Here is a 22,083-nt window from a genome sequence, read left to right as displayed (position 1 = left end):
TGTTTATGCGGCGCTTTTTCGCGGAAGTTTCTTTCGCCTCCCTAACGGTTCTCACTTTCGTGCAACCAAAACAAGGAGGTTTTTTTATGTCATTGGTGTCATCTTTTCCAGGTAGTCGCAAAGTATACGAAACAGGTAGTCGTGCGGACATCCGTGTCCCAATGCGCGAGATTTCCCTTCATCCTACCGAAGGATTGTCTGGCTCCACACCCAATCCTCCTCTTCGCGTGTACGATACGAGTGGCGAGTATACCGCAACGGGTTACGTTCCTGACATTCAAGCAGGACTGCCCTCCGTTCGCCATCAGTGGATCGATGAGCGAAATGATGCGGAAACGTATGTCGGTCGCGAACCACAACTAGTCGACGACGGCATCCGAAACGAAGAAAAGGCTACCACCCTTCCCACTTTCCCTCGAGAGGACTACAAACCAAAACGGGCAAAGCCAGGGAAAAATGTTACCCAGCTTCATTATGCCCGAAAAAATATCATCACACCGGAAATGGAATACGTTGCTATTCGTGAGGGTGTCTCCCCTGAATTTGTACGGGCAGAAATCGCCGCTGGACGTGCGATCCTTCCTTCTAACGTCAATCATCCGGAAAGCGAGCCGATGATCATTGGCCGCAATTTTCATGTCAAAATCAATGCCAACATCGGAACGTCAGCCGTCAGCTCTTCGATGGAAGAAGAGGTCGAAAAAATGATTTGGTCTGTTCGTTGGGGTGCCGACACCATTATGGACCTCTCGACGGGAAAACATATACATACCACGCGGGAGTGGATTATCCGCAACAGCCCCGTTCCAGTCGGTACTGTCCCGATTTATCAAGCACTTGAAAAAGTTAATGGGAAAGCCGAGGATTTGACATGGGAGGTTTACCGAGACACCTTGATTGAGCAGGCGGAACAAGGCGTCGATTACTTCACGATTCATGCTGGCGTTCTTTTGCGCTACATCCCCATGACAGCGAACCGTGTTACCGGCATCGTCTCTCGCGGTGGGTCCATTTTGGCCGCATGGTGCCTGGCCCATCATGAGGAAAACTTTTTGTATACGCATTTCACTGAAATTTGCGAAATCCTGAAGGCCTATGACATTTGTGTATCCCTCGGGGATGGACTGCGTCCTGGCTCTATTGCGGATGCGAATGACGAGGCACAGTTCGCGGAGCTTGAAACTTTGGGAGAACTTACAAAAATTGCGTGGGAACACGACGTACAGGTCATGATTGAAGGCCCCGGTCACGTCCCTATGCATCTTATTCGCGAAAATATGGATAAACAGTTATCCATTTGTCATGAAGCCCCTTTTTATACACTTGGACCGCTCACGACAGACATTGCTCCCGGCTATGACCATATTACCTCAGCGATTGGCGCTGCCATGATTGGATGGTTCGGAACAGCGATGCTCTGCTACGTGACGCCCAAGGAGCATCTCGGCCTTCCTAATAAAGAGGATGTCCGCAACGGTTTAATCGCATACAAAATCGCAGCGCATGCCGCTGATCTCGCAAAAGGACATCCGCGGGCAAAACAGCGAGACGACGCCTTATCCAAAGCTCGTTTTGATTTTCGCTGGAACGATCAATTCAATTTGTCCTTGGACCCAGAGCGCGCCCGCGAATATCACGATGAAACGTTGCCAGCAGAAGCCGCCAAATCCGCCCATTTTTGTTCCATGTGCGGGCCTAAATTTTGTAGCATGAAAATATCGCACGACATTCGTCACATTGCTAATGAACAAGGATCTGCCCAAGATCCCGCCATTCTTGCAGGGATGCAGGAAAAATCGCGTGAATTCCGCGAACAAGGAAGCCGTTTGTACCAGTCGTAATCAAGGGGGATGCCTATGGAGGAAGCCAGTCGTTTACGCGAAAAGATCATTCGACTAGAGGCTGAGCTAGAGCAATCGAAAAAACAATTGCGGCTCATTCAACAAGACTGCAGCCACGTCTATATCGAAACTCCACTAACGCGAACATGCGCCAAGTGCCTGCAAACCGAAAGCCTCTATTATTAATAGAAAAAGGTCGAAATCCTTTCTGGAGGATCTCGACCTTTTTTCGTGCTTATTTCGCTATCCCGACCTGCAACGGAAGTCCTTCCTTATAATAGAGAGTAGGCGATAGCAGGATGAAGAAAATATGGACATGCAAAAAGCCTTGCTTCTTCAAAATGCCGTGTACGGCGCTTGCAATCGCATCATGTTGCTTTTGTTCGCGGGGGAACATCATGATCTCTACAGACAAAGGACTGTTTGTTAGTTGCTCTACCTGAAGCAGCTCCAATTTCACCTTTTCCTGAGCGACTTCAGCATTTTTGGAAAACTCTTCTATAAGAATCTGAGATATGGGCTCTATGTCTTGCTTCGCAAAGCCTTTAAACCGAAGAAACGGCAAGTCAATTCCTTCTTTCGTAAATGAGTTCGCACAGTCATTATAAACAAGTCTCTAATCGTATATCAATGAAAAAAGGATTAAGGAAAGTGAACAACTAACATTCCCAACTGGAGCAAGAGACGCAAAGAGGGCCATATCAGAGAGCAGCTCCCTTCCCATGAGGTGTGGTGGACGTACCACGGAAGGAGGAAACAGCTCAACCAGATACAGCCCAAATCCGTTAAACCGATCAGTTACTTTATACAGAGTAGTATAGCTCGAATTCAATACTTAATCAATAAAAAAGTTTCGTAAAATTCCAACAAGTATTCATCCACTCACACCGAATGATCGCCCGGTGAATTTCCAACTTTCGGAATCAAAGGATAGTTTCGCAGAAAAACATCCCACACTTTAAGATAAGGGATGTTTTTTTATGTTTCATTTTGTTGCACCATGAGAATCTACTCCAAGACACAGTAATCAACAGGTATATCAACAACTGCTTGAATACTCGGTTGTCGTAACGTATAGCCTTCTGTCCATTCCGCAAATTGTACCTTAACCGTGACACTTGGTCTCAGCCACACAGCCCCCTTGAACCTTGCTGGGGTATTTACAAAGGGCCTATCATTTTGTATCAAGGGTACAATCTTTTCCGTCAGGGCCATCCAGTCATTTCGAGTTAATTTACCTGTTCCTGCGTGGCCTATATAAAATAAGCGCCCTTCTGGATCATACAGCCCTAACAAGAGAGAATTCACAACGTTATCACGCAGTGTAACTCCCCCAACGACTGCTATGGTGTCCCGATAGTATTTTTTCTTTTGCCACTGCTTCTCTTTCCCACCAATGACGTATTTGCTGTTTAGATTCTTCACAACAATGCCTTCCATACCGTGCTGCTTGATGACTTCATACATAGCCTTTCCATCATCATGACCGGTAACCAATTGTACACGCTCGTTTGGAATAATAATTTCTGATAGTAAGTTGAGACGCTCTCTCAATGTAAGATCGTTTATCCACTCATTATTTGTAAATAGGACATCAAATATCATGTAGGTAATGGGGACAGCCTTCTGTGCCTGGCTGACTTTCTCCAATCGTCTAATCCCATCCCGTCGCATCACTTCATGAAATGACGGTTTTCCGTCAGCTCCTAGTGCAATCACTTCTCCATCTAAGATCACCGAGCGAGCATTGCAATATGTCTGTATCTCAGCTAACTCTGGGTATTGGTGAGTCCTCTCATTTATTCTCCGATTGTATAAACGAGTTTCCTGACCATCAAAGTAAGTTAGGATTCGAACTCCATCCCATTTAACTTGGGCCATCCAGTCGTCCCCTTGGGGTATTACCTCACAGCTAATTGGCTCCATAGGTATAATTGGATTCATTTTTCACCTCTGAAAAGGGTGTAGTATTACTCTTATACTCCTCTTTATGGGAGTATTTGTTGTTCTTCATACCAAATTTGATTTCAGAAATTAACCCACTATGCAAAAACTCCGGGTCGATTAGTCGCTGTAGTATCTGGAGTTCCCACGATATACCCAGTTTCATTCTTGAAAAATAGTTACAATCCAAAATAATGCCATGCCCTAATTACCAGGGAAACCATTCTGTTATACCCAATTTTCAATGCTGTAACAATCAATAAAACTCCTTATTTTATTGATTATTGACGAGTTTTATAATCTGTATTATATTAAATTTAATTACTGTATCATTCAAATTCCAGATTCCCTCATGTTTTTTCACATCAATATAAACAGGATTGGGAGGAAGCATTGTATGTCTAACCATGCATCGTTCATTTCATCACCAAATGACAGTGGCATTCACTATTATCAAACCTATGAAGAAAGCCTTACTCTTTGGCCAGTTCCCTACGAAGCATTTTATGTATCTACCCGTTTCGGACAAACGCATATCATTGCAAGTGGACCAAAGGATGCACCACCACTCGTATTGCTACACGGAGCCTTGTTTAGTTCCACCATGTGGTATCCAAATATTGCTGATTGGAGCCGCAAATACCGGACATATGCCATTGATATCATGGGCGATAAAAACAAAAGTGTTCCTGAGGATGTAAACGGTACGAGAGCGGGTTACGCCGAATGGCTTCTCGATGTGTTTGACAATCTGGGTATCAAAAAGGCGAATATGGTTGGACTTTCGCTTGGTGGGCTTCATGTTATGAATTTTGTTTTACGTGCAGTCGAGAGAGTGGAAAAGGCAGTTTTACTTAGTCCTGCTGAAACATTCGTACCATTTCATCCAGATTTCTACAAATATGCACTTGGCCTTGCTCTGCCTGATGGTGTTGAGAATTTTTTAAAGTGGATGATGGGCGATCGTTACGTGTTACACCCAAACTTTGCAAAGCAGTTTCATACCGGAGTTATGTGGGAGGATGAATTACGAAATCCAAAACCGAAAGCTGATGGATTCCCGTATGTTTTCACTGACGACGAATTAAAATCAGTAAAAATTCCGATTCTCTTATTGCTTAGCGAGCACGAAGTCATTTATGACCCGCAATCCGCATTACATCGTGCTTCGACTTTTGTTCCCGGTATAGAAGCGGAAATCGTAAAAAATGCTGGCCACGTTTTGTCGATGGAACAACCAGAATACGTTAATGGACGTGTATTGAGATTTTTAGATAGATGAAAGACAGAAAAAAGTTGAATGTTAAAGGTGTATGAAGGCTGGGAGCTTTCACGGAGAGAATCCAGCCCTTTGTCCAACAGAAGATGCCTTTTGCTATTGTCGAAACGTTCCTGCCTGTTTTGCTTTCCCGAGCCTTTGCTTACCATGATTAAGAGCCTGCATTTCCCCGTAGCTCGTAAACAGCGCTGTCAGTAAGAGGGCAATGTACACGAGAGCTGTCACAATCCCACCTATCGCTGATTTATCTTTTAAAAAGTCCCCAATCAAAATGACTATTACGCAACCAATCAAACAGACTGTCGTGCCCCACACCATCGACCTGTAAAATCGATAAAGCTTCGTTCCTTCGGGAATGAGGCTTTGCTCTCTTCCTTTATTCTTTCTTCTCACATGAATAAGCAAAAAGAGCGCCAACGGCAATTGGAAGCCGAGCACGATCATCGGCAAGCTATAACTAATAAACTGATCATTTTGTACGACATTTGGAAACCCGAGTATGGACGATACAGCCATAAACCATCCGCATGGAGCATTGAATGTATTATAATGCCGCTGTCCCCCAAACGATCCAACCCCCACTAAAAATGCCAGGTAAGTGACAGTGACCTTGGTTGTAAAAGCAGGGAACCACACACTAAACAGGATTATCTCGACCCTGTCCAAAAAATCTGTAACGTGGATTTGCTGGACGAGAATATGGATGGGGAAATTCAGTCGACCGACGATAACGAAGCCCAACACTCCAAGCAAGACGAGCAACAAAATTGTCGTCATAAAGCCAACGATGATGATCCCGTGCTTCATCGCAGCATGAAAGAGTCGTGGCTCTACAATGGCATGTAAGAATGCCCCAAACAAAAAAATATCCCCATATACACCCAACGGAAACAAATTACTGATTACAATCCGGTCCAAGCTACTCGTCAGGATTGGCTCCAAACGCTCTACGTTGTATTCATTCATCAGCAGGAAATATAGCGATATCCACATGATGAAAAAGAGTGGAAAGTAAAACTCATTTACCCGTGCCGCCACCTCAAGACTCGTTTTGCCATAGTACATCAACAACAGGACGAAAACGAGTAGAATGATTTCCATTGGTGTGGTTGGCAATAACGAGATATGTAAAAAATCAGCAGCCACTTTGATATCGAGCGCCAAGATGATCCAAATATAAAACAAAATGAGCAGATTGATCGTTCCACCAATCCACTTTCCACCAATAATAAAAACGATTTCAAAGATGTTTTTCCCCGGGTACGCCTCAACCAGTCCACTCAAAACGTAAGCGATCAAAAATGCATAGAAAATCGGTAAAATTTGTGAGAACCAAGCATCCATCCTTGCTACCTGCACAATAGATCGCAATAAACTGATCATCATTCCTGTCATCAAGACACTACCGACCAGCCAGGCAATTTGTCGATGATTGACAACTTGCTTGTGAATCATACTTGGGCCTCCTTATATAAACTGTTCCACCCATCGCTTCACATAGGGAGAGAACATGTTCATGATACGACTCGTGGGGAGCACTTGATAATACTGGAATTGCAAGGCGATCAGACAAACAATGGTGAGGGTGTAGAAAATAACAATGACTCCCTGCTGTCTTCCATCCATGCCTTTTCGCTTCAGGATGAATTCTCCAAAGGAAAGAATCAGCATGAGGACAAAAAAGACCAAAAATATTCTATTCATGATTATCTTCACCTTGGGTAATATTTTTCGTTGTCTGTCCGATATTGGCCATGTTCACTTTGGTTCGGATTTCATAAGTGATTTTCGGAAGCTCTTCATTCCACCTGTTCCGATATCGCTCTCGCCACTCTCGCGGATAATTCCTTGATAATGCAATTCCTAACCCAATGAAGTCTGATCGATAATGTTGGATCGTTTGCATCATGTGTTTCACACCGCTATTGATTTGTTCGTCGAGCTTCGCTTGCAGCATTCTGATATTTTTCTCTTTCTCGAGATCGAGGTTTGACATATTTTCTACCACTACGGCAGAAGCATAGAGGTCAATTTTGTAATGAATGCGGCCTTTCCTGATCTCGGGCTTGATTTTCGCCCTTCCTTTCGAAAGACTAATCGTAAGCCGTTCTTTCTTGTTAAGGGGAAGGATAAACGAAAACGGTGTAAAATCGCGTTGGAACAAGCGCAAACCAAGCAGTTCTCTCGGTTTAATGATGGCAACGAGCTTGTCGTTCCGAAATAGACCTACCCCCGTCGCCTCGACTTCTTTTGACTTCCCTTTCGGATGGGAATCCACTGCTGCCAGAACGGGTAAAATGGCATCAAGCCCTGGAGTACTGAGCATTTGGGCCACATCCTTCAGCGTTACCGAAATGCCCCCCATCTTTACCAGCTCACGCATCGCTTCACCTGAAAAACGTTCAAATTGCGGCTGTGCGGTTAATAATTCAATTCCTTTGCCTTTCGTCATGACAATATAAGCTGTCAATCGGTTTTCGGGAAAACGTGTGACAATATCCAGCACATCCGACATTCCGTCCTTCGCCAGTTCTTCGCCTATAACGATCATCCTGTGATGGGAATAGTAAATTTGCCGAGACATTCTTGATTGGATAAATCCATTCGCTTCCCGAATTGTCCTGCCTACAGCGGAATCTACGTAATAACTCTTATCACCACTTGTCCCCCCACCACCTCCTGACTGTGCACCAAGGCTGCTGACCAGTGGGACCTGAATCGATAACCGATACTTGCCGTCACCTTCCTTATCCATCGCCATTGCAATGACGATCGCCATATCATTGACTTCACGCCGATCCCAACAGCCAGATACCAAGAACATACAGACCGCCACAACCAACATGCGGGTTACAGTCTTCACGATTCCCCCTCCTCGTTTGGATGACGGTTGCCTGTCACCCCTGATTGCCCTCCTCTTTGCTGAATAGAATTAGCAAACTCATCATTCATACGCCTTGCATTTTGTACGCCCAAAAAGCTCGGGCGTTTTTCCATCATCGACCATGGAGCTCTCATCAGTACGTCTTTGAGATCGCCGATCGACATCGGTCCTAACGGCGATAAATAAGGGACGCCAAAAGAGCGCAGGTTGGCCATATGCCCGAGGATTAGCAATAACAATACCAGCATCCCATAGATGCCGAGGATTGAAGCGGCTATCATGATCGGAAAGCGCAGCATTCGCAATGAAATCGCTGCATTAAAATGCGGGACGGTAAATGAGGCTATCCCTGTGAGCGATACGACGATAACCATAGGGGCAGAAACAATCCCTGCCTGCACGGCTGCCTGACCAACGACCAGCGCACCTAAAATGCTGACGGCTTGCCCGACCGTTTTCGGGAGACGAATCCCCGCTTCACGCAAGGCCTCAAAAGAAATTTCCATGATTAAAGCCTCTACAATAGCCGGAAAAGGAATAGACTCGCGTGCCGCCGCAATACTTAAAAGAAGCGTGGTTGGTAGCATCTGCTGGTGATAGGTCGTAATGGCCACATATAAAGCAGGGGTAATGAGCGAGATAATGAGAAAAACATAACGCAACAGTCGCACAAGGGTTGCCATTTGAAATCGCTCGTAGTAATCCTCGCTTGCCTGCATCATCATCCAAAACGTTACCGGCACGATTAAAACCATCGGTGTCCCATCCACAAATATCGCGACACGCCCCTCCAGCAATGCCGCAGCAACCGTGTCTGGGCGCTCCGTATACATAACCTGAGGGAAAGGCGAGTATGTGTTATCCTCGATCATCTCTTCGATATATCCGCTTTCCAGCACAGCATCTAAATTGATCTTACTGATTCGACCAGTGACCTCCTGTACGATCTCTGGATCAGCTATCCCATCCAGAAAGGCAACCACCAGGTTGGTGTTTGTCTCACGTCCAACTACCAAGGACTTCATTTTCAATCGAGGTGTTCGCAATTTGCGCCGCAGCATCGACGTGTTCGTGCGAATATTTTCGATAAAGCCCTCACGCGGCCCCCGTACGACGGCTTCTCCTTCTGGTTCATTAACCGAGCGTTTTTCTGCTCCACGAATGCCGAGTGTAAGCGCTTCTGTATTTCCCTCTACAAGAATACCTGTATCACCTGAAAGCACAGCCTGTAGTAGCTTTTTATAATCGTCTACTCTTCCCATCTGGGAAACAGGCAAACGTGACTCTTCTATCACTTTTATATCTTCATCGCCGTCTTCAAGCACCATTAACGATTTCAGTGCGGAATTGACCTCTTTGGTATCAATGAGCCCATCGACGAAGACAGCAATCGCACGGACACTGTTTTTTTGGCAGAAATCTCGTATGACAAAATCAGAGCAATCAGCGAACATTTTTTTCAACAGCTCAATGTTCTCTTCCAATTTGGGAGAAATCGGTACACCCTCCAGCTCAATCAAGCTGCAGGCATTCATTGTCTCAATCAGTTCCTTCATTTTATCTTTCTTCTTGAATTTCATTTTCATCACCAACCAATGGAAAGCTACCCGTATTATGGTTGATTGGCAGGAAATATATGCAAAGAGCCATTCCCATCACATAGAGAATCGGGGATGGGAGATAGTAGGAACACCTATATCGTTTCAAAAGAAGGTGAACATATCATTGCGTCCTGCAACAAAAGAGTACGAGCTGACGATCGACAATCATACATTGTCCATCACAAATCCCGACAAGCCTCTTTGGCCAGAGGCCAAGGTAACCAAGCTAGATTACTTGCGCTATTTGCTGATTGTTGCAGCCCCACTACTCCGGTATAGCAAGGATCGGCTCTTAACGGTCATTCGCTACCCTCACGGAATCGGTGACAAGCACTTCTATCAAAAGAACACCCCTGACTATGCACCCGACTGGATACAAACGCATATGTGGGAAAACGTACGTTACGTACTGTGCAATGACCGAGCGACACTCGTATGGATGGCCAATCAAGCTGCATTGGAATGGCACGTCTCCTTTCACCTCGCCAAGGATGAGACTCCGACAGAGCTCGTGTTTGACCTCGACCCTTCCACAGATGACTTTGCTGTTGTGATAGAGTCTGCCCTCTTATTGAAACAGCTGCTCGATGAATTACAGCTGCCTTCATGGGTCAAGACATCTGGTTCCAGCGGCTTGCAAATCTATGTTCCGATCGAGCTCCGCTATACGTTTGAACAAACGCGCCAAGTCGGGCATTTCATCGCATCCTATTTAGTCAGCAAGCATCCCTCCCTTTTAACCATCGAGCGCTTAGTGAAGAATCGGGGAGATAAGCTGTACATTGACTATTTGCAACACTGGCGCGGAAAGACATTACCAGCCCCTTATTCAACCCGTGCAAAAGAACAGGCAACCGTATCAACGCCACTCCTGTGGGAAGAAGTTCCCCATTGTCATCCCACAGATTTCACCGTTTATACGGTACCCAAACGTCTGGAAACATTCGGAGATTTATTCTCCTCCATATCTGCCCCGACAAAACGGGCCTCTCTTGATGCCATCCTCGGCTTTTTGCAGTCTCAGTAAGCCGTTAGTTGGAATCATGCTGCCTATTTGTGCTATACTTGGCACAGATGTTTTGAGGCAAGGAGGCACATTCATGATTGATCCGATCGCAATTGCAATCGGCCCCTTAAAGATTCACTGGTATGGCATTATAATGGGGCTGGCGTTTTTCTTGGGTACTTATCTCGCTCGCTACAATTCCAAACGTTCTGGCATTGATCCCGATCACGTCTTGAACATGGTGGTTCTGATCATTCCAGCAGCCATCGTTTGTGCAAGATTGTATTATGTTACGTTTGAATGGCAGCAGTACAAAGACAACCCACTGGACATTTTCGCAGTTTGGCAAGGCGGCTTGGCTATTCACGGTGGTTTAATCGGTGGTGTCCTGGCAGGAGCCTGGTATATTCGAAAACATAAACTGCCGTTCCTTCGTTTGGCTGACATTTTTATGCCGAGCGTTATTTTGGGTCAAGCCATCGGACGTTGGGGAAATTTTATCAACCAGGAAGCTCATGGTGGTCCCGTCTCTGCTGAGTTCATGGAAAAGTTCCCTGTGTTCATCCGCGAACAAATGTTTATCGGTGGACAATATTACCACCCTACATTCTTGTATGAATCGATGTGGAACCTTGTTGTTTTCGCCATTCTTATGCTCATGCTGTACCGATTCAAAAAATTCGATGGACAGGTCTTGTTTAGCTACATGATCCTGTATTCGATTGGACGCTTCTTTATCGAGGGCATGCGTACAGACAGTTTGTTGATAGCTGATACTCTGCGTGTCGCTCAATTAGTCAGCCTGTGCTTAATTGCTGCCGGTGTCATCTTGTTGCTCGTGTTTGCACGGAAAAGCAAGCAGGCCGGACATTCCCAAAACTCGATCGAATAACGTCAATATGCCATATCTATTGCCACTCAGGTCAGTCCGACCGGGTGGTTTTTTCTTTGCCTTGTCTGAATTGTCGCAATGCAGGCAATAACTAGGAGAGAGAAGGAAAAAGGAGGGAAATAGGATGGATGACGGAATTTTGGAAGAGTATCTCGATCGCTATGTACGTATTCATTTTGCTCCTGATAGGATCGGTCAAGGATTATCCGCGTATGCCGAAGGCAAATTGTATGATTACAGCCCAAATGGCATATTAATTGAAGAACGGGATGGCTCGCTTGACTATATCCCATTCTCTGCCGTACGCCTCGTGCAAATTAAACCCAAGCCGGGCTTATGGGAGCGTTTAACGGGATCAAGTTCATGAAAAAGACACCTTCCCGCGTACTTTACAACGGAAAGGTGTCTGTTGTCTGTTGGATAAAGATGTAGCTCTACAGGAATACGTCAAACACGACGTAGCATGCAGCAGCCAAAAGTCCGGTAATCGGAAGAGTAATAACCCATGTGACCAATATTCGGCCAGCTAGGCCCCATTTTACAGCGTTCAGCTTTTGCGATGCCCCAACCCCCAAGATGGCGGATGTGATCACATGTGTTGTGCTCACTGGCAGTTTCAAAGCTGTAAAGATTGTGATAATCAAGGCAGAAGACAGGTCTGCTGAAAAACCGGAAATTGGCTTGATTTTCATAATCTTACCACCCAAGGTCTTGATGATCCGCCATCCACCAAAGGCTGTTCCTAATGCCATTGCAAGAGCAGCTGAAAGTTTTACCCACAGTGGAATAACGAATTCGCCCGGTGCTTGTACCAAGAATCCTCCAGAAATCAGAGCAAGGGTGATTACGCCCATTGTTTTTTGCGCGTCGTTGGCTCCATGGCTAAATGCCTGCCAAGAAGCTGACAATACTTGCATCGAACGGAAACCTTTATTGGTTTTGTGATACGCAGAGTTACGAACAAACCAAGACACAAGCTTGATCACCACAAAACCAACAGCAAAGGCAACAAGCGGTGATATGATCAACGCCTGGATAATGCTAATGAAACCTGACCAGTTAATAGCACCACTTCCTGCGGCACCAAAAGCGGCACCTGCAACGCCTCCGATAATCGCGTGCGAGGACGAGCTAGGAATTCCGAACCACCAGGTGATTAGGTTCCACAAAATCGCAGATGTCAACGCCGCCAAAACGACGACCAATCCATTTTCCAGCTTGAATGGATCGGTAATGCTTCCCCCGATTGTCTTCGCTACCCCCGTATACGAGAGTGCACCAATCAAGTTACACAGGGATGCAATAATAATCGCGGTTCTCGGACTTAATGCGCGTGTAGAAACAGAAGTAGCAATCGCGTTCGCCGTATCATGAAACCCATTGATAAAGTCAAATGCTAGCGCCATGATGACGACGAGTACGAGAATAATCACCTCTGGCGAAAGATCAGGCATTCTTTAACACGATCCCTTCTACCAGGTTGGATACGTCCTCCGCGAAGTCAGCACAGTCTTCGAGCTTATCGTAAATCTCTTTGAGTTTGATCGCTTCCATTGGGTTGGTATCAGGAGAATTCAACAAATCAGATACCATTTTGCGGTAGTTGGAGTCAGATTCATGCTCCAAATCTTTGATTTCCCCAGCGATTTGTGTAACGACTTTATGATCCAGCTTGCGCAGTGTGCGAATCAGCTCGATCAGCTTAGCCGAGCATTTTACCAAAATATTGGCTTGTGCCAATACACGTGGATCTGGTTGAGTCACTTGGTACAGATACATACGATCAGCGACACCGTCAATGTAGTCGATCATCGAGTCCATCGTATGAGCGAGCTGGTGAATGTCTTCACGCTCAAGCGGAGTGATAAAAGTAGAGTTCAACTCGTTCATGATGCGACGAACGATTTCGTCTCCTTCTTTCTCGACAGCCTTGATTGCCTTAACCTTTGTTTCTAAATCTTGATAGTTTCCTATCATTTCATAGAAAAGATGAGTTCCTTTGTGTACCGTGGCAATCTGCTGTTCGAACAGATCAAAGAAGATATACTTGTTTGATTTCAACATACGGGACTTCTTCACTCCTTTGAATAAATGGCACCTACAAGATTATATCGAATGTTATTGTTTCCGTAAATTTAAAATCAAGGTCAAATGTGTATATTTTTCTTTAAGGAATTATTAAGTTTTTGTAAATGCTCTTTACAATAAAAAAAAACACTCGTGTCAAGTGAGAGGACGAGTGTTAGCCTTGCCAATATTTATCATTTCATTCGATGCGACCATCATGCAATCTTTCCTTTTTTTCGCTTCATACATAAGCATATCTGCTTTTTTCGCTAAGTCTTCCGCTGTTGCGGCATGGTGTGGGTACGAGGCTACTCCGATGCTGACAGTGACACCTGAAAGTGCGTCTCGCACTTGATTTTGAATTCGTTCCCCGATTGCCAGTGCTCTTCTTGTGTCTGTCTGCGTTAACAAAACGACGAATTCTTCCCCGCCCCACCTTCCAACAATGTCTTGTTTCCGTACACTTGCTTGCAAGATTCTTGCAAATTGGCACAGGAGTCTGTCGCCTTCCATATGGCCAAATGAATCATTGAATATTTTGAAATTGTCCAAATCAATAAACAATAACGTAACAGATTGATGATTGCTTTTTGCTAACTCTACTTCTTCGACCAACTTGTCCAAAAATCTGCGATTGACGAGAACGCCTGTGAGTGAATCGTGATAAGCCATCTGCCGCAGCTGATCTATATATTTCCCTATACGATAGGCAGCAAGCGTCTGAATGACAGCCACAAGAAAAAGAAAAACAACCATACTCTCATCCGTCGGCAATCCGTATCCGATCAGCCAAACCGAAATGATTCCACAGGACACACCCAAGCTAATCCAGCGTGAGCCCAAAGTACACTACCCCCGATCTATCCGATGTTCCCCTCTTTTCATTCATACATTAGACCTATCTATCGAAATCTACAGTAGGTCTTTTTTCATATAATCAGGAATATTTTACCTATCTTTTTTTATAAGTTCAAGCAAATCCACGAAACTGCCACTTATTCATTCAAACGAATTATGGAAAAATCCTGACAATCAGCCTGCGGCCTTCGCACATGGTGCTGCATGAATTGGAACCAATTGGAAGGGATAAGCTAAGGGCTAATTAAAAAAGACGGGAGTGAATAAATGGGTGCCCCGTATAGAAGCAGTAGCTACAGCAGTACCTTCCCACGAGATTACACAAGAGGATTCCATGAAGCTGGCACGCCTATTTTTTCAAGATGCTTTTCCCGATATAGACCGTTTGTTACACGTATTTGCACATAGTCACATTCAGAAGCGATATTTTAGTATGCCAATGGATTGGTTTTTGGAGGACCGCCCGTTTGCAGAGAAAAATCAATTGTATATCGAACATGCGGAAGCCTTGGCAGAAGAAGCAGCCCGAAAGTGTTTGACGAAAGCTGGGGTCGATCCGTCATCCATCGATTGTCTGATGTTTGTATCAAGCACTGGCATTGCGACCCCAAGCCTTGATTCCCGCTTGCTCCATCGTTTAGGACTCCGTTCCCAAGCAACCCGTGTCCCGTTGTGGGGCCTCGGCTGTGCTGGTGGAGCGATGGGATTGTCGCGTGCATGCGAGTACACCCAGGCTTATCCCTCCCGGCGAGTATTGCTTGTGAGCGTAGAGCTGTGCGGCTTGACCTTCATCCGACAGGATTTGTCCAAAAGCAATTTGGTCGCAACTTGCCTCTTTGGGGATGGAGCTGCAGCCGTTTTAATAGAAGGAGATCAAGTGTCGTCCTCTTCGGACACACCTAAGGTTCAATTCTGTGATGCGCGAACGACAACATGGCCGGACACGGTAGATGTCATGGGATGGGAATTAACCGATCCAGGATTAAAAGTCATTTTCTCTCGTGACATCCCTACTCTCATTCGTTCTTCCATGCGAGAAAACGTGGAGAGCTTTTTGTCACCGCATGGGATGTCTATTGACCATCTACGACATTTCATTTTTCATCCAGGTGGCGCCAAGGTACTAACGGCTTATCAGCGGTCCTTGGGCATTGGCACAGAAGCCACTCGGTTTTCTGAAGATGTCCTAACCAATTTTGGAAACATGTCCTCCCCTACGGTTCTGTTCGTCCTGGAAAAAAGCATGGAGAAGGCGTGGAAGCCAGGAGATCGCGGATTGGTCGCTGCGCTTGGACCTGGGTTTAGCTCCGAGCTCTTACTTCTGGAGGCGAGATAGTCATGTTGCTCTTTTTTGGATTTGTCATAGCTGGAGTCGTGTTGCAGCGACTGGTCGAACTTCTCATTGCTGTGAGGAATGCTCGCTATATCCGCTCAAAAGGGGGCTACGAAGTTGGGGCGCGTCATTACAAATACATCGTCCTTCTTCATTTTCTCTTTTTTCTCTCGCTCCTTTTCGAAGTGGTGGGAAAAGGCAGCGCTATGGTTCTGCCCTCTTGGTGGGCAATTCCGTTCAGCCTGTTTTTGATCACGCAAGGACTTCGTTATTGGTGTATTCGCAGCTTGGGCAAACGGTGGAATACCCGCATCTTCATCCTCCCGGGCGAGGCTCCAATCAAGCGAGGTCCTTATCGGTTCATTCGTCACCCCAACTACGTGGTCGTATCGCTTGAGCTGCTGCTACTCCCGCTGACATTTTCCGCTGTGGCAACTGCCCTGGCGTTTTCTCTCTTAAATGCCTGGTTGCTCCTGCACATACGGATACCCATGGAAGAAGCAAGCATCTACGATGGTCATCGTGAGTCATAAAAACGAAAAGTCTTTGGCACACGCACATGCCAAAGACTTTTTATCAGACAAAAGGTTTATTACTTATCATTCAACGGGTAAAGAAAAGAAGCTGTTACTCTTTCCCGTGAGGTGGATCAAGTGAATCGTACAACCATAGTGGAGCCTCAGGAGACGAAGCGGATCATCATCCGAGACTTTTTCGCTTTGATTGAAGCGGTACCGAACAAGGATGACCAGGCTAGTATTCAAACATTTCTCCGCTATTTGCAAAGCCTGCTAAGAATCAAGCAAGTCATTCCACCGGTTGTGGAAATCATGACGGTCGTCAAACAAAACAAGCCACTTCTCTACCACGCGGCACGCAGAATGACTCTTCCTTCAAGCAATCTGCACATGCTATTTCAGCTAGAAATGGATATTATGCTCGCGCACGAAAGGCTCCGACAGTACGACAAATGATAGGGTAGGCTATACCTTACCCTTTTAAGTTTTCTGGATTCAGACATTCAAGCTCTGCAATGACAAAACGACCATCTTTGCGAATCAGGACGTCATCAAACCAGATTTCCCCTCCGCCCCAATCCGGACGCTGGATGGAAACCATGTCCCAGTGCACAGACGATTTGTTACCATTGTAAGCTTCGTCATAGCATTGACCAGGCGTGAAGTGGAAGCTTCCGTCTATTTTTTCGTCAAACAAGATATCTTTCATCGGGTTGCGAATGTAAGGATTCACACCGATGGCGAATTCTCCAATGAAGCGTGCTCCCTCGTCTGTATCCAAAATTTGATTCAAGCGTTCGGTATCGTTCGCTGTTGCTTCGACAATTTTGCCGTCCTTGAAGGTCAGGCGAACATTTTCGAATGTGAAGCCGTGGTATGGTGTTGGCGCATTATGAGTGATAATACCATTTACGGAATTCTTCACCGGTGCTGTATACACTTCACCATCTGGAATATTGCGCAGGCCAGCACATTTCACAGCAGGAATGTCCTTGATTGAGAAGGTGAGATCTGTTTCAGGTCCTACCAAGCGTACCTTGTCTGTGCGATTCATCAAGTCAACCAGACTGTCCATTGCTTTGTCCATTTTCGCGTAATCCAGGTTACATACTTGGAAGTAAAAATCTTCAAAAGCTGCTGTAGACATGTTCGCAAGCTGTGCCATGGAAGGATTCGGATAACGAAGAACAACCCACTTCGTTTTTGGCACGCGCACGTTCATCACTGGCAACTCATACAGGCGAGAATAGATACTCAGCTTCTCACTTGGAACATCAGCCATCTCATTGATGTTGCTCGCTGCACGAATCCCGATATAACCTTGCATTTTCTCCATGAGTTCAACTTCATGTTGAGCCATGGTCTTCAACTGCTCTTCATTGCAATTCATTGCGATTTCTCGGCTTACGGCGGGATCAATCAATTGAACATAAGGACTGCCGCCTGCTTTGTAAATCTCACGCACGAGGGCTTGCACCAAATCCGGTGTGTCCCCTTTCGCGTTGATCAAAATGTTTTCCCCTGGCTGTACTCGTACAGAATAGTTAACCAGATTGTACGCTAATTGATCTAATCGTGAGTCTCTCATTCGTGGCACACCCTTTTTAAATTTTCTGATTCCTCTTGTATTCTTACCGATACAATCTACTAAGTCAATAAAAAATTTTTTATCAATGGAATAAAAAGCGGCCAGCCTCCTTGTATCCGGGCTGGCCTTGCTCTTTTCCTATGCTTTTACATCGTCTGTTCCCTGTCCTCAATGGTTCCCATCTTGTACATGTCACTGACCTGCTCCTGCGTCGTAGCCAGACCAGCCGTATGTTCGTCTGCCTCTTGATAGTAGACGGCTGTGCCAGCATCTTCAGCCCCCAACTCTCTCGCCCTGGACTGAGCCTGAGCTTTATCATAACCTGCCATTTTCGTTCCTCCTTCCTTTTAATTTCTATCCGCTTTAGTTTGTACGGGAATCTCCAGATTTAGCAAAAAAAAAAGACGCCTTGCCCAATCGAGGGACAAAGCGTCTTTATCTTCAGCTATGCTTATTTTTCGTTGTCAGATTCTGGAGCGATCATTGCCCAACCAGCTGCTGGAGCACTCACAGGAGTTAGACGACTAGTTGTAACATATTGATCTGCTCCTGGCATCATTGCCCAGCCAGCTACGTTAGAGATGACTGGAACATATTGACCACTTACCCATACATACTCATCTTTACCTGGCATGATGACCCAGCCACCTTGTTGAGTCAAACCTTGAATTGGAGTAACGGTTTGTGGAGTCGCAGGTTTTACTTCAGGTTTAGTTGCTGGTGCAGTTGTTGTAGCATCAGTTGCCGGCTTTTCTTCAGTAGCTGGCTTTTCTTCAGTGGCTGGCTTTTCATCTGTTGCAGCTTTGTCTTCTGTTGCCGTTGTTGTTGCTTCTTTTGCAGGAGTCGTTTCAGTAGCTTTTACTGCCTCTTCAGCAAATGCAGCTTGTGTGAAGAGAGCTGCTCCTAAGATACAAGAACTCATGATCAGTGTGCTTTTCTTTTTCATATGTGTACACTCCCATTCCGCGGTACACACTTTTGTCTTACACGAATGTCCCCAAACCCGAACTTGAAGGCATGCTATATGCACTGCTGCATTTTCCTGAGAAAATACGTAAACTGCTCTAACTCGTCGTCATTCAGATTCTCCAGCAGCTTTCCTACTAGTGCTCTCCTGTGGCACAATAGTCCTTCCAGGGTTGGAACGGCTTGTTGTGACAAAGTGACCCACACGACACGTCGATCCTGTTCATCTCGAATCCGGTCAATAAAACCGGCCTTGACCAACCGATTGAGTGCGATCGTGGTGGCACTATTGGATAACTTCAAAATAGTCGCCAGCTCAGAAACTGTGCTTCGTCCTTTTTGATGTAGCACACGCAGCAAGATAAACTGCTTCGGACTGATTGACTCTTCCTCTAGCCAATTGTTAATAAAGAAACGAGCAATCTCGACAAAAACTCGATCCAGTTCCTCAAGTTTACTGGCACGGGACATATTGCTCACGACATCACCTATTTTCGGAAAATTAATAATATAAGTACTTTTACTATAAAACTATATAGCCTAAGTACCGGAAGATCAATAGGACTCCCGAAATTATTTCTTTTCACGAAAGATATGTATGAGCCAGACAAAGTGTTTACCACTTAATATTTTTATTGTAAAACTTATTTCAAGAACATCTTAACTCAAACAGGAAAAACTGACAATAGGTAAGCTAGCAAATTAATATTTCGACTTTTTCCAGCTTCATCCATGAACCAATTATTTCCTTGAATCATCTTTCGTATCTATTCGTATAGCATGTATAATGGGAAGACAGCCTTACACACGAGGCAATTGACTCAGGCATATTTGCCACAGAAATCACATACATAGGAGAATTTCAATGGAACAAACCAACCCTACACCAAAATGGAAAGTGGAATTGCTTGATTGGTTAAAATCGTTTGTCTTGATTGGTGGATTGACAGCCTTCATCTACGTATTTGTCATGGCTCCCTACGTCGTCCAAGGGCGCTCCATGGAAAGTACGTTGCATGACCGCGAGCGTGTCATCGTAAACAAAGCGATTTACTACCTCAAAGAACCGCAGCCTGGTGATATTGTCATCATTCATCCAGATGCAACTGGCGACAACTGGATCAAGCGCGTGGTCGCAGTAGCTGGTGACACCGTTGAAGCCAAAAATGATCAAGTGTACGTCAATGGCAAACCGCTCAGCGAAGAGTATTTGGTCGAAAACAAGCTAAAAACCTCTGCGGCAGGTGTGACGTTAACCGAAGATTTTGATCCTGTGAAGATTCCTGATGGCAGTGTGTTTGTCATGGGGGATAATCGCAACAACAGTATGGACAGCCGTGTCATTGGCCCTGTTCAACTGGATCATGTAGTAGGACGTGCAGAAGCTGTATACTGGCCACTGTCCCAGATTCGCCTTCCACATTAACATGGATCCAGGCAGCAAAAAGCCGCTCCTTATCGGGGCGGCTCTTTTCGTTTTGATGACGTTATTTGTGGGCTATTGCCGCTTCAGAAAAATAATCCTCCAAAGTCAGGCCACCAGCCATAATTTCTTTTGCCATTTCCTTCCCTACATAACGTAAATGCCAAGGCTCATACGCATATCCAGTCGTATCTTCCTTGCCCTTCAAATAACGAATGACGAACCCAGATTCTGCACAGTTGGCTGCCAGCCACAATCCTTCAGGTGTCTCAGCAAACGATTCTTCCAGGCGTGTACTAGCATCATGTCCGGACACATCCATAGCCAAGCCAGTCTGATGCTCGCTCTTTCCAGGCACGGCACTGTAGGCAGCCGCATGTTCTGCACCTTGTGTTCTAACATATGTTTCGTACAGCGATTTTTGAGTCTTATACGAGCGGTAGCCAGAAACGGCATACAGTTCAATACCTTCTGTCTTTGCTTTGGCAAACAGTTCTTCTAATGCTTGTGCGGCTTCTGCTCGTAGCAATCGCTTTTCCACTTTTTCATCAAAAGGAAACGGAACATTCGGCTCTACCAAATCCGGTGGAATATAATCGCCAGGCAATGCCCGCTGTTTATTTACGACAACCGAGAGATCTGTTGCATTCGTAACGGTTGGCACTCCATCCACATCTTTTATCGTTTCTGCAAGCGTTGCCCGTTGGGGACGTGTCGTCTCCTCTTTACTCGGCTCAACTGTCGTTGCTTGCGTGCCCTCACCTGCGGGCTGTCCATTCGACTCGTTGGATAGCATTCCGCTTAATGAGGGAGGTTCACATCCACTGAGTAGTGCTACTGATAGCGCTGCGATGATCGCAAGGCTGCTGGTGCGATTTTTGTTCATGATCGATCCTCCTGGTTCCTTACAGACACATACGTTCTGCTCTACCTTACCACGGAGTAGTACGAAAAAAAAGGTAGATAGGTCACGCTTTTTCAGCGGTATATTTCTCGTTTAGGTGTTTGACAAGTGCTGGTAACCATTCATTTAGCGCCCAAAATGGGAAGCCCGCAGCCTTAGCCTTTCCGTTATCCATGTACAAGGATGCTAAAAATCCAAAGGGCGACGCGTCAGAAGCATCTGTCGTTTGTTCGATCCGGGCAGGTTTTCCGACTGTTTGCGCAATGGTCTCCATTAGCTTAGCAAGCGAAACAGTCCCATCCGAGCACGCATTCACTGGCCCTGTGATGGACGTTGTCGTCAGCCATGCCAAAAATTGAGCTGCTTCCTGTGCATGTATGAAGCCCATCTGGGCAGCGGGATTCGTGATACCAATCGGCCGCTCCTCTTGGACATGCTCAATATGAAACCATAGCCGCTGTGTGTAATCGTCTTCCGCCAGTACGATTGGAAAACGAACGGCTACGACAGGAAAGGCCTTTTCTTGAAAAAAGACGGCTTCTGCTTGACGCTTTCCCTCTTGATAGGTTGTCTCGTCTCTCGTTTTCAGGTTGATTGCATACGTGTATGGATCAAATGCTTCTTCCTGTAGTGGTTCCTCGGCATAATCGTAGACGGACAAGGTAGAGGTCAAAACATACTTCCCCACTTTCCCCTGAAAAACCTTACACGCATCCAGTGCATTTTGCGAGGAATAACAGATGTTATCGTACACCACGTCCCACTGCTCTTCCCCCGCAGCAGCTAGTGAGTGGACGTCATCGCGATCAAGCGTCATTCTTTTGACAGTGGCAGGCAACTCCACTTGGGTAAGCCCCCTCGTTGCCACGGTAACGTCTGCCCCCGCTTCAACGAGAAGCTGGACCAATCGCTTTCCAAAAAATCGCGTTCCGCCGAGTACAAGTACTTTCTTCATTTTTGCTACATCCTTTCCTTGATC

25 protein-coding genes are annotated in these 22,083 nt (G+C 45.7%); 10 read left to right on the top strand and 15 right to left on the bottom strand.

From position 1 onward, the window contains the following. The first annotated feature begins 86 nt into the window (after positions 1-86). A complete protein-coding gene (thiC, locus tag HPY31_RS09610; protein WP_172140418.1) occupies positions 87-1,841 on the top strand; it encodes a phosphomethylpyrimidine synthase ThiC in 1,755 nt (584 codons plus the stop codon). Between the two features lie 15 nt (positions 1,842-1,856). Beyond that, positions 1,857-2,027, top strand: coding sequence for a hypothetical protein (locus HPY31_RS09605; RefSeq protein ID WP_172140416.1), 171 nt, complete (start codon positions 1,857-1,859; stop codon positions 2,025-2,027). A gap of 49 nt (positions 2,028-2,076) precedes the next feature. Here HPY31_RS09605 and HPY31_RS09600 read toward each other — a convergent pair whose 3' ends face one another. Beyond that, a complete protein-coding gene (locus HPY31_RS09600) occupies positions 2,077-2,406 on the bottom strand; it encodes a DUF1904 family protein (RefSeq protein WP_064200666.1) in 330 nt (109 codons plus the stop codon). 443 nt (positions 2,407-2,849) lie between these two features. After that, positions 2,850-3,785 (bottom strand): ATP-dependent DNA ligase, encoded by a 936-nt coding sequence (locus tag HPY31_RS09595; protein WP_172140414.1) that lies wholly within the window; start codon positions 3,783-3,785, stop codon positions 2,850-2,852. Between the two features lie 397 nt (positions 3,786-4,182). Here HPY31_RS09595 and HPY31_RS09590 point away from each other — a divergent pair, with 397 nt between their 5' ends. Continuing rightward, positions 4,183-5,067 carry a carboxylesterase gene (locus HPY31_RS09590; protein WP_172140412.1) on the top strand — a complete coding sequence of 295 codons (885 nt, stop codon included), beginning with the start codon at positions 4,183-4,185 and terminating at the stop codon, positions 5,065-5,067. A 93-nt stretch (positions 5,068-5,160) separates the two neighbouring features. Here HPY31_RS09590 and HPY31_RS09585 read toward each other — a convergent pair whose 3' ends face one another. From HPY31_RS09585 to HPY31_RS09570, 4 genes are read right to left on the bottom strand one after another with little or no spacing between them, the layout of a single operon-like run. Next, a complete protein-coding gene (locus HPY31_RS09585; protein ID WP_172140410.1) occupies positions 5,161-6,519 on the bottom strand; it encodes a GerAB/ArcD/ProY family transporter in 1,359 nt (452 codons plus the stop codon). 12 nt (positions 6,520-6,531) lie between these two features. Continuing rightward, positions 6,532-6,768 (bottom strand): hypothetical protein, encoded by a 237-nt coding sequence (locus HPY31_RS09580; RefSeq protein ID WP_064200662.1) that lies wholly within the window; start codon positions 6,766-6,768, stop codon positions 6,532-6,534. Then, a complete protein-coding gene (locus tag HPY31_RS09575; protein WP_172140408.1) occupies positions 6,761-7,927 on the bottom strand; it encodes a Ger(x)C family spore germination protein in 1,167 nt (388 codons plus the stop codon). Before HPY31_RS09575 ends, HPY31_RS09580 begins: the two co-directional genes overlap by 8 nt. Next, entirely contained in the window at positions 7,924-9,504 is a 1,581-nt protein-coding gene (locus HPY31_RS09570) for a spore germination protein (RefSeq protein ID WP_371811698.1), read from the bottom strand. The genes HPY31_RS09575 and HPY31_RS09570 overlap by 4 nt, the downstream gene beginning before the upstream one ends. Positions 9,505-9,673: 169 nt before the next feature. Here HPY31_RS09570 and ligD point away from each other — a divergent pair, with 169 nt between their 5' ends. The 3 genes from ligD to HPY31_RS09555 all read left to right on the top strand — a co-directional run bounded on the left by ligD (position 9,674) and on the right by HPY31_RS09555 (position 11,814). Next, complete coding sequence (gene ligD / locus HPY31_RS09565) at positions 9,674-10,576, top strand: non-homologous end-joining DNA ligase (protein ID WP_172140666.1); 903 nt, start codon at positions 9,674-9,676, stop codon at positions 10,574-10,576. A 73-nt stretch (positions 10,577-10,649) separates the two neighbouring features. Then, entirely contained in the window at positions 10,650-11,447 is a 798-nt protein-coding gene (lgt, locus tag HPY31_RS09560; protein WP_172140403.1) for a prolipoprotein diacylglyceryl transferase, read from the top strand. A 124-nt stretch (positions 11,448-11,571) separates the two neighbouring features. After that, positions 11,572-11,814: a hypothetical protein gene (locus HPY31_RS09555; RefSeq protein WP_172140401.1), complete on the top strand. Its 243-nt coding sequence runs from the start codon at positions 11,572-11,574 to the stop codon at positions 11,812-11,814. Positions 11,815-11,881: 67 nt separating this feature from the next. On the opposite strand, the gene HPY31_RS09550 is transcribed toward HPY31_RS09555, so the two are convergent. The 3 genes from HPY31_RS09550 to HPY31_RS09540 form a co-directional block, all read right to left on the bottom strand. Continuing rightward, positions 11,882-12,901, bottom strand: coding sequence for an inorganic phosphate transporter (locus HPY31_RS09550; protein ID WP_016743245.1), 1,020 nt, complete (start codon positions 12,899-12,901; stop codon positions 11,882-11,884). After that, positions 12,894-13,511, bottom strand: a complete 618-nt coding sequence (locus HPY31_RS09545; RefSeq protein WP_007728239.1) for a DUF47 domain-containing protein — start codon at positions 13,509-13,511, stop codon at positions 12,894-12,896. Before HPY31_RS09545 ends, HPY31_RS09550 begins: the two co-directional genes overlap by 8 nt. Before the next feature lie 159 nt (positions 13,512-13,670). Beyond that, positions 13,671-14,357 carry a GGDEF domain-containing protein gene (locus tag HPY31_RS09540; protein WP_172140399.1) on the bottom strand — a complete coding sequence of 229 codons (687 nt, stop codon included), beginning with the start codon at positions 14,355-14,357 and terminating at the stop codon, positions 13,671-13,673. 274 nt (positions 14,358-14,631) lie between these two features. Between HPY31_RS09540 and HPY31_RS09535 the strand changes: the two genes are divergently transcribed. From HPY31_RS09535 to HPY31_RS09525, 3 genes are all read left to right on the top strand, one after another. Further along, positions 14,632-15,708: a type III polyketide synthase gene (locus HPY31_RS09535; protein ID WP_172140397.1), complete on the top strand. Its 1,077-nt coding sequence runs from the start codon at positions 14,632-14,634 to the stop codon at positions 15,706-15,708. Positions 15,709-15,710: 2 nt separating this feature from the next. Further along, a complete protein-coding gene (locus HPY31_RS09530) occupies positions 15,711-16,238 on the top strand; it encodes an isoprenylcysteine carboxyl methyltransferase family protein (protein WP_172140395.1) in 528 nt (175 codons plus the stop codon). Between the two features lie 120 nt (positions 16,239-16,358). Further along, positions 16,359-16,679: a hypothetical protein gene (locus HPY31_RS09525; protein WP_172140665.1), complete on the top strand. Its 321-nt coding sequence runs from the start codon at positions 16,359-16,361 to the stop codon at positions 16,677-16,679. Positions 16,680-16,695: 16 nt separating this feature from the next. On the opposite strand, the gene HPY31_RS09520 is transcribed toward HPY31_RS09525, so the two are convergent. The 4 genes from HPY31_RS09520 to HPY31_RS09505 all read right to left on the bottom strand — a co-directional run bounded on the left by HPY31_RS09520 (position 16,696) and on the right by HPY31_RS09505 (position 19,257). Next, a complete protein-coding gene (locus tag HPY31_RS09520) occupies positions 16,696-17,811 on the bottom strand; it encodes an aminopeptidase (RefSeq protein ID WP_172140393.1) in 1,116 nt (371 codons plus the stop codon). Between the two features lie 146 nt (positions 17,812-17,957). Further along, positions 17,958-18,140, bottom strand: coding sequence for a YozQ family protein (locus HPY31_RS09515; protein WP_172140391.1), 183 nt, complete (start codon positions 18,138-18,140; stop codon positions 17,958-17,960). A 122-nt stretch (positions 18,141-18,262) separates the two neighbouring features. Beyond that, positions 18,263-18,757, bottom strand: a complete 495-nt coding sequence (locus tag HPY31_RS09510) for a hypothetical protein (protein ID WP_172140389.1) — start codon at positions 18,755-18,757, stop codon at positions 18,263-18,265. Positions 18,758-18,831: 74 nt separating this feature from the next. Further along, the gene (locus HPY31_RS09505) at positions 18,832-19,257 is read right to left on the bottom strand and encodes a MarR family winged helix-turn-helix transcriptional regulator (protein WP_172140387.1); all 426 of its coding nucleotides are present in this window, start codon (positions 19,255-19,257) and stop codon (positions 18,832-18,834) included. Positions 19,258-19,642: 385 nt separating this feature from the next. Here HPY31_RS09505 and lepB point away from each other — a divergent pair, with 385 nt between their 5' ends. Then, positions 19,643-20,203, top strand: coding sequence for a signal peptidase I (gene lepB, locus HPY31_RS09500; RefSeq protein ID WP_172140385.1), 561 nt, complete (start codon positions 19,643-19,645; stop codon positions 20,201-20,203). A 61-nt stretch (positions 20,204-20,264) separates the two neighbouring features. Here the strand turns inward: lepB and HPY31_RS09495 are convergent, their stop codons facing one another. Further along, positions 20,265-21,086 (bottom strand): M15 family metallopeptidase, encoded by an 822-nt coding sequence (locus HPY31_RS09495; protein ID WP_172140383.1) that lies wholly within the window; start codon positions 21,084-21,086, stop codon positions 20,265-20,267. 82 nt (positions 21,087-21,168) lie between these two features. Continuing rightward, complete coding sequence (locus HPY31_RS09490; RefSeq protein ID WP_172140381.1) at positions 21,169-22,059, bottom strand: NAD-dependent epimerase/dehydratase family protein; 891 nt, start codon at positions 22,057-22,059, stop codon at positions 21,169-21,171. Between the last annotated feature and the right edge of the window lie 24 nt (positions 22,060-22,083).

Origin of the sequence: Brevibacillus sp. HB1.3 (assembly GCF_013186635.1) — a bacterium.
Taxonomy (GTDB): Bacteria; Bacillota; Bacilli; order Brevibacillales; family Brevibacillaceae; genus Brevibacillus; species Brevibacillus brevis_D.
This window is presented reverse-complemented; position numbering and strand designations above follow the sequence as displayed.

Coding starts and splice junctions, on each gene's coding strand:
- thiC (WP_172140418.1), top strand. CDS start 87: ATGTCATTGGTGTCATCTTTTCCAGGTAGTCGCAAAGTATACGAAACA.
- HPY31_RS09605 (WP_172140416.1), top strand. CDS start 1,857: ATGGAGGAAGCCAGTCGTTTACGCGAAAAGATCATTCGACTAGAGGCT.
- HPY31_RS09595 (WP_172140414.1), bottom strand. CDS start 3,785: ATGAATCCAATTATACCTATGGAGCCAATTAGCTGTGAGGTAATACCC.
- HPY31_RS09590 (WP_172140412.1), top strand. CDS start 4,183: ATGTCTAACCATGCATCGTTCATTTCATCACCAAATGACAGTGGCATT.
- HPY31_RS09585 (WP_172140410.1), bottom strand. CDS start 6,519: ATGATTCACAAGCAAGTTGTCAATCATCGACAAATTGCCTGGCTGGTC.
- HPY31_RS09580 (WP_064200662.1), bottom strand. CDS start 6,768: ATGAATAGAATATTTTTGGTCTTTTTTGTCCTCATGCTGATTCTTTCC.
- HPY31_RS09570 (WP_371811698.1), bottom strand. CDS start 9,504: ATGAAGGAACTGATTGAGACAATGAATGCCTGCAGCTTGATTGAGCTG.
- lgt (WP_172140403.1), top strand. CDS start 10,650: ATGATTGATCCGATCGCAATTGCAATCGGCCCCTTAAAGATTCACTGG.
- HPY31_RS09555 (WP_172140401.1), top strand. CDS start 11,572: ATGGATGACGGAATTTTGGAAGAGTATCTCGATCGCTATGTACGTATT.
- HPY31_RS09550 (WP_016743245.1), bottom strand. CDS start 12,901: ATGCCTGATCTTTCGCCAGAGGTGATTATTCTCGTACTCGTCGTCATC.
- HPY31_RS09545 (WP_007728239.1), bottom strand. CDS start 13,511: ATGTTGAAATCAAACAAGTATATCTTCTTTGATCTGTTCGAACAGCAG.
- HPY31_RS09530 (WP_172140395.1), top strand. CDS start 15,711: ATGTTGCTCTTTTTTGGATTTGTCATAGCTGGAGTCGTGTTGCAGCGA.
- HPY31_RS09520 (WP_172140393.1), bottom strand. CDS start 17,811: ATGAGAGACTCACGATTAGATCAATTAGCGTACAATCTGGTTAACTAT.
- HPY31_RS09515 (WP_172140391.1), bottom strand. CDS start 18,140: ATGGCAGGTTATGATAAAGCTCAGGCTCAGTCCAGGGCGAGAGAGTTG.
- HPY31_RS09510 (WP_172140389.1), bottom strand. CDS start 18,757: ATGAAAAAGAAAAGCACACTGATCATGAGTTCTTGTATCTTAGGAGCA.
- lepB (WP_172140385.1), top strand. CDS start 19,643: ATGGAACAAACCAACCCTACACCAAAATGGAAAGTGGAATTGCTTGAT.
- HPY31_RS09495 (WP_172140383.1), bottom strand. CDS start 21,086: ATGAACAAAAATCGCACCAGCAGCCTTGCGATCATCGCAGCGCTATCA.
- HPY31_RS09490 (WP_172140381.1), bottom strand. CDS start 22,059: ATGAAGAAAGTACTTGTACTCGGCGGAACGCGATTTTTTGGAAAGCGA.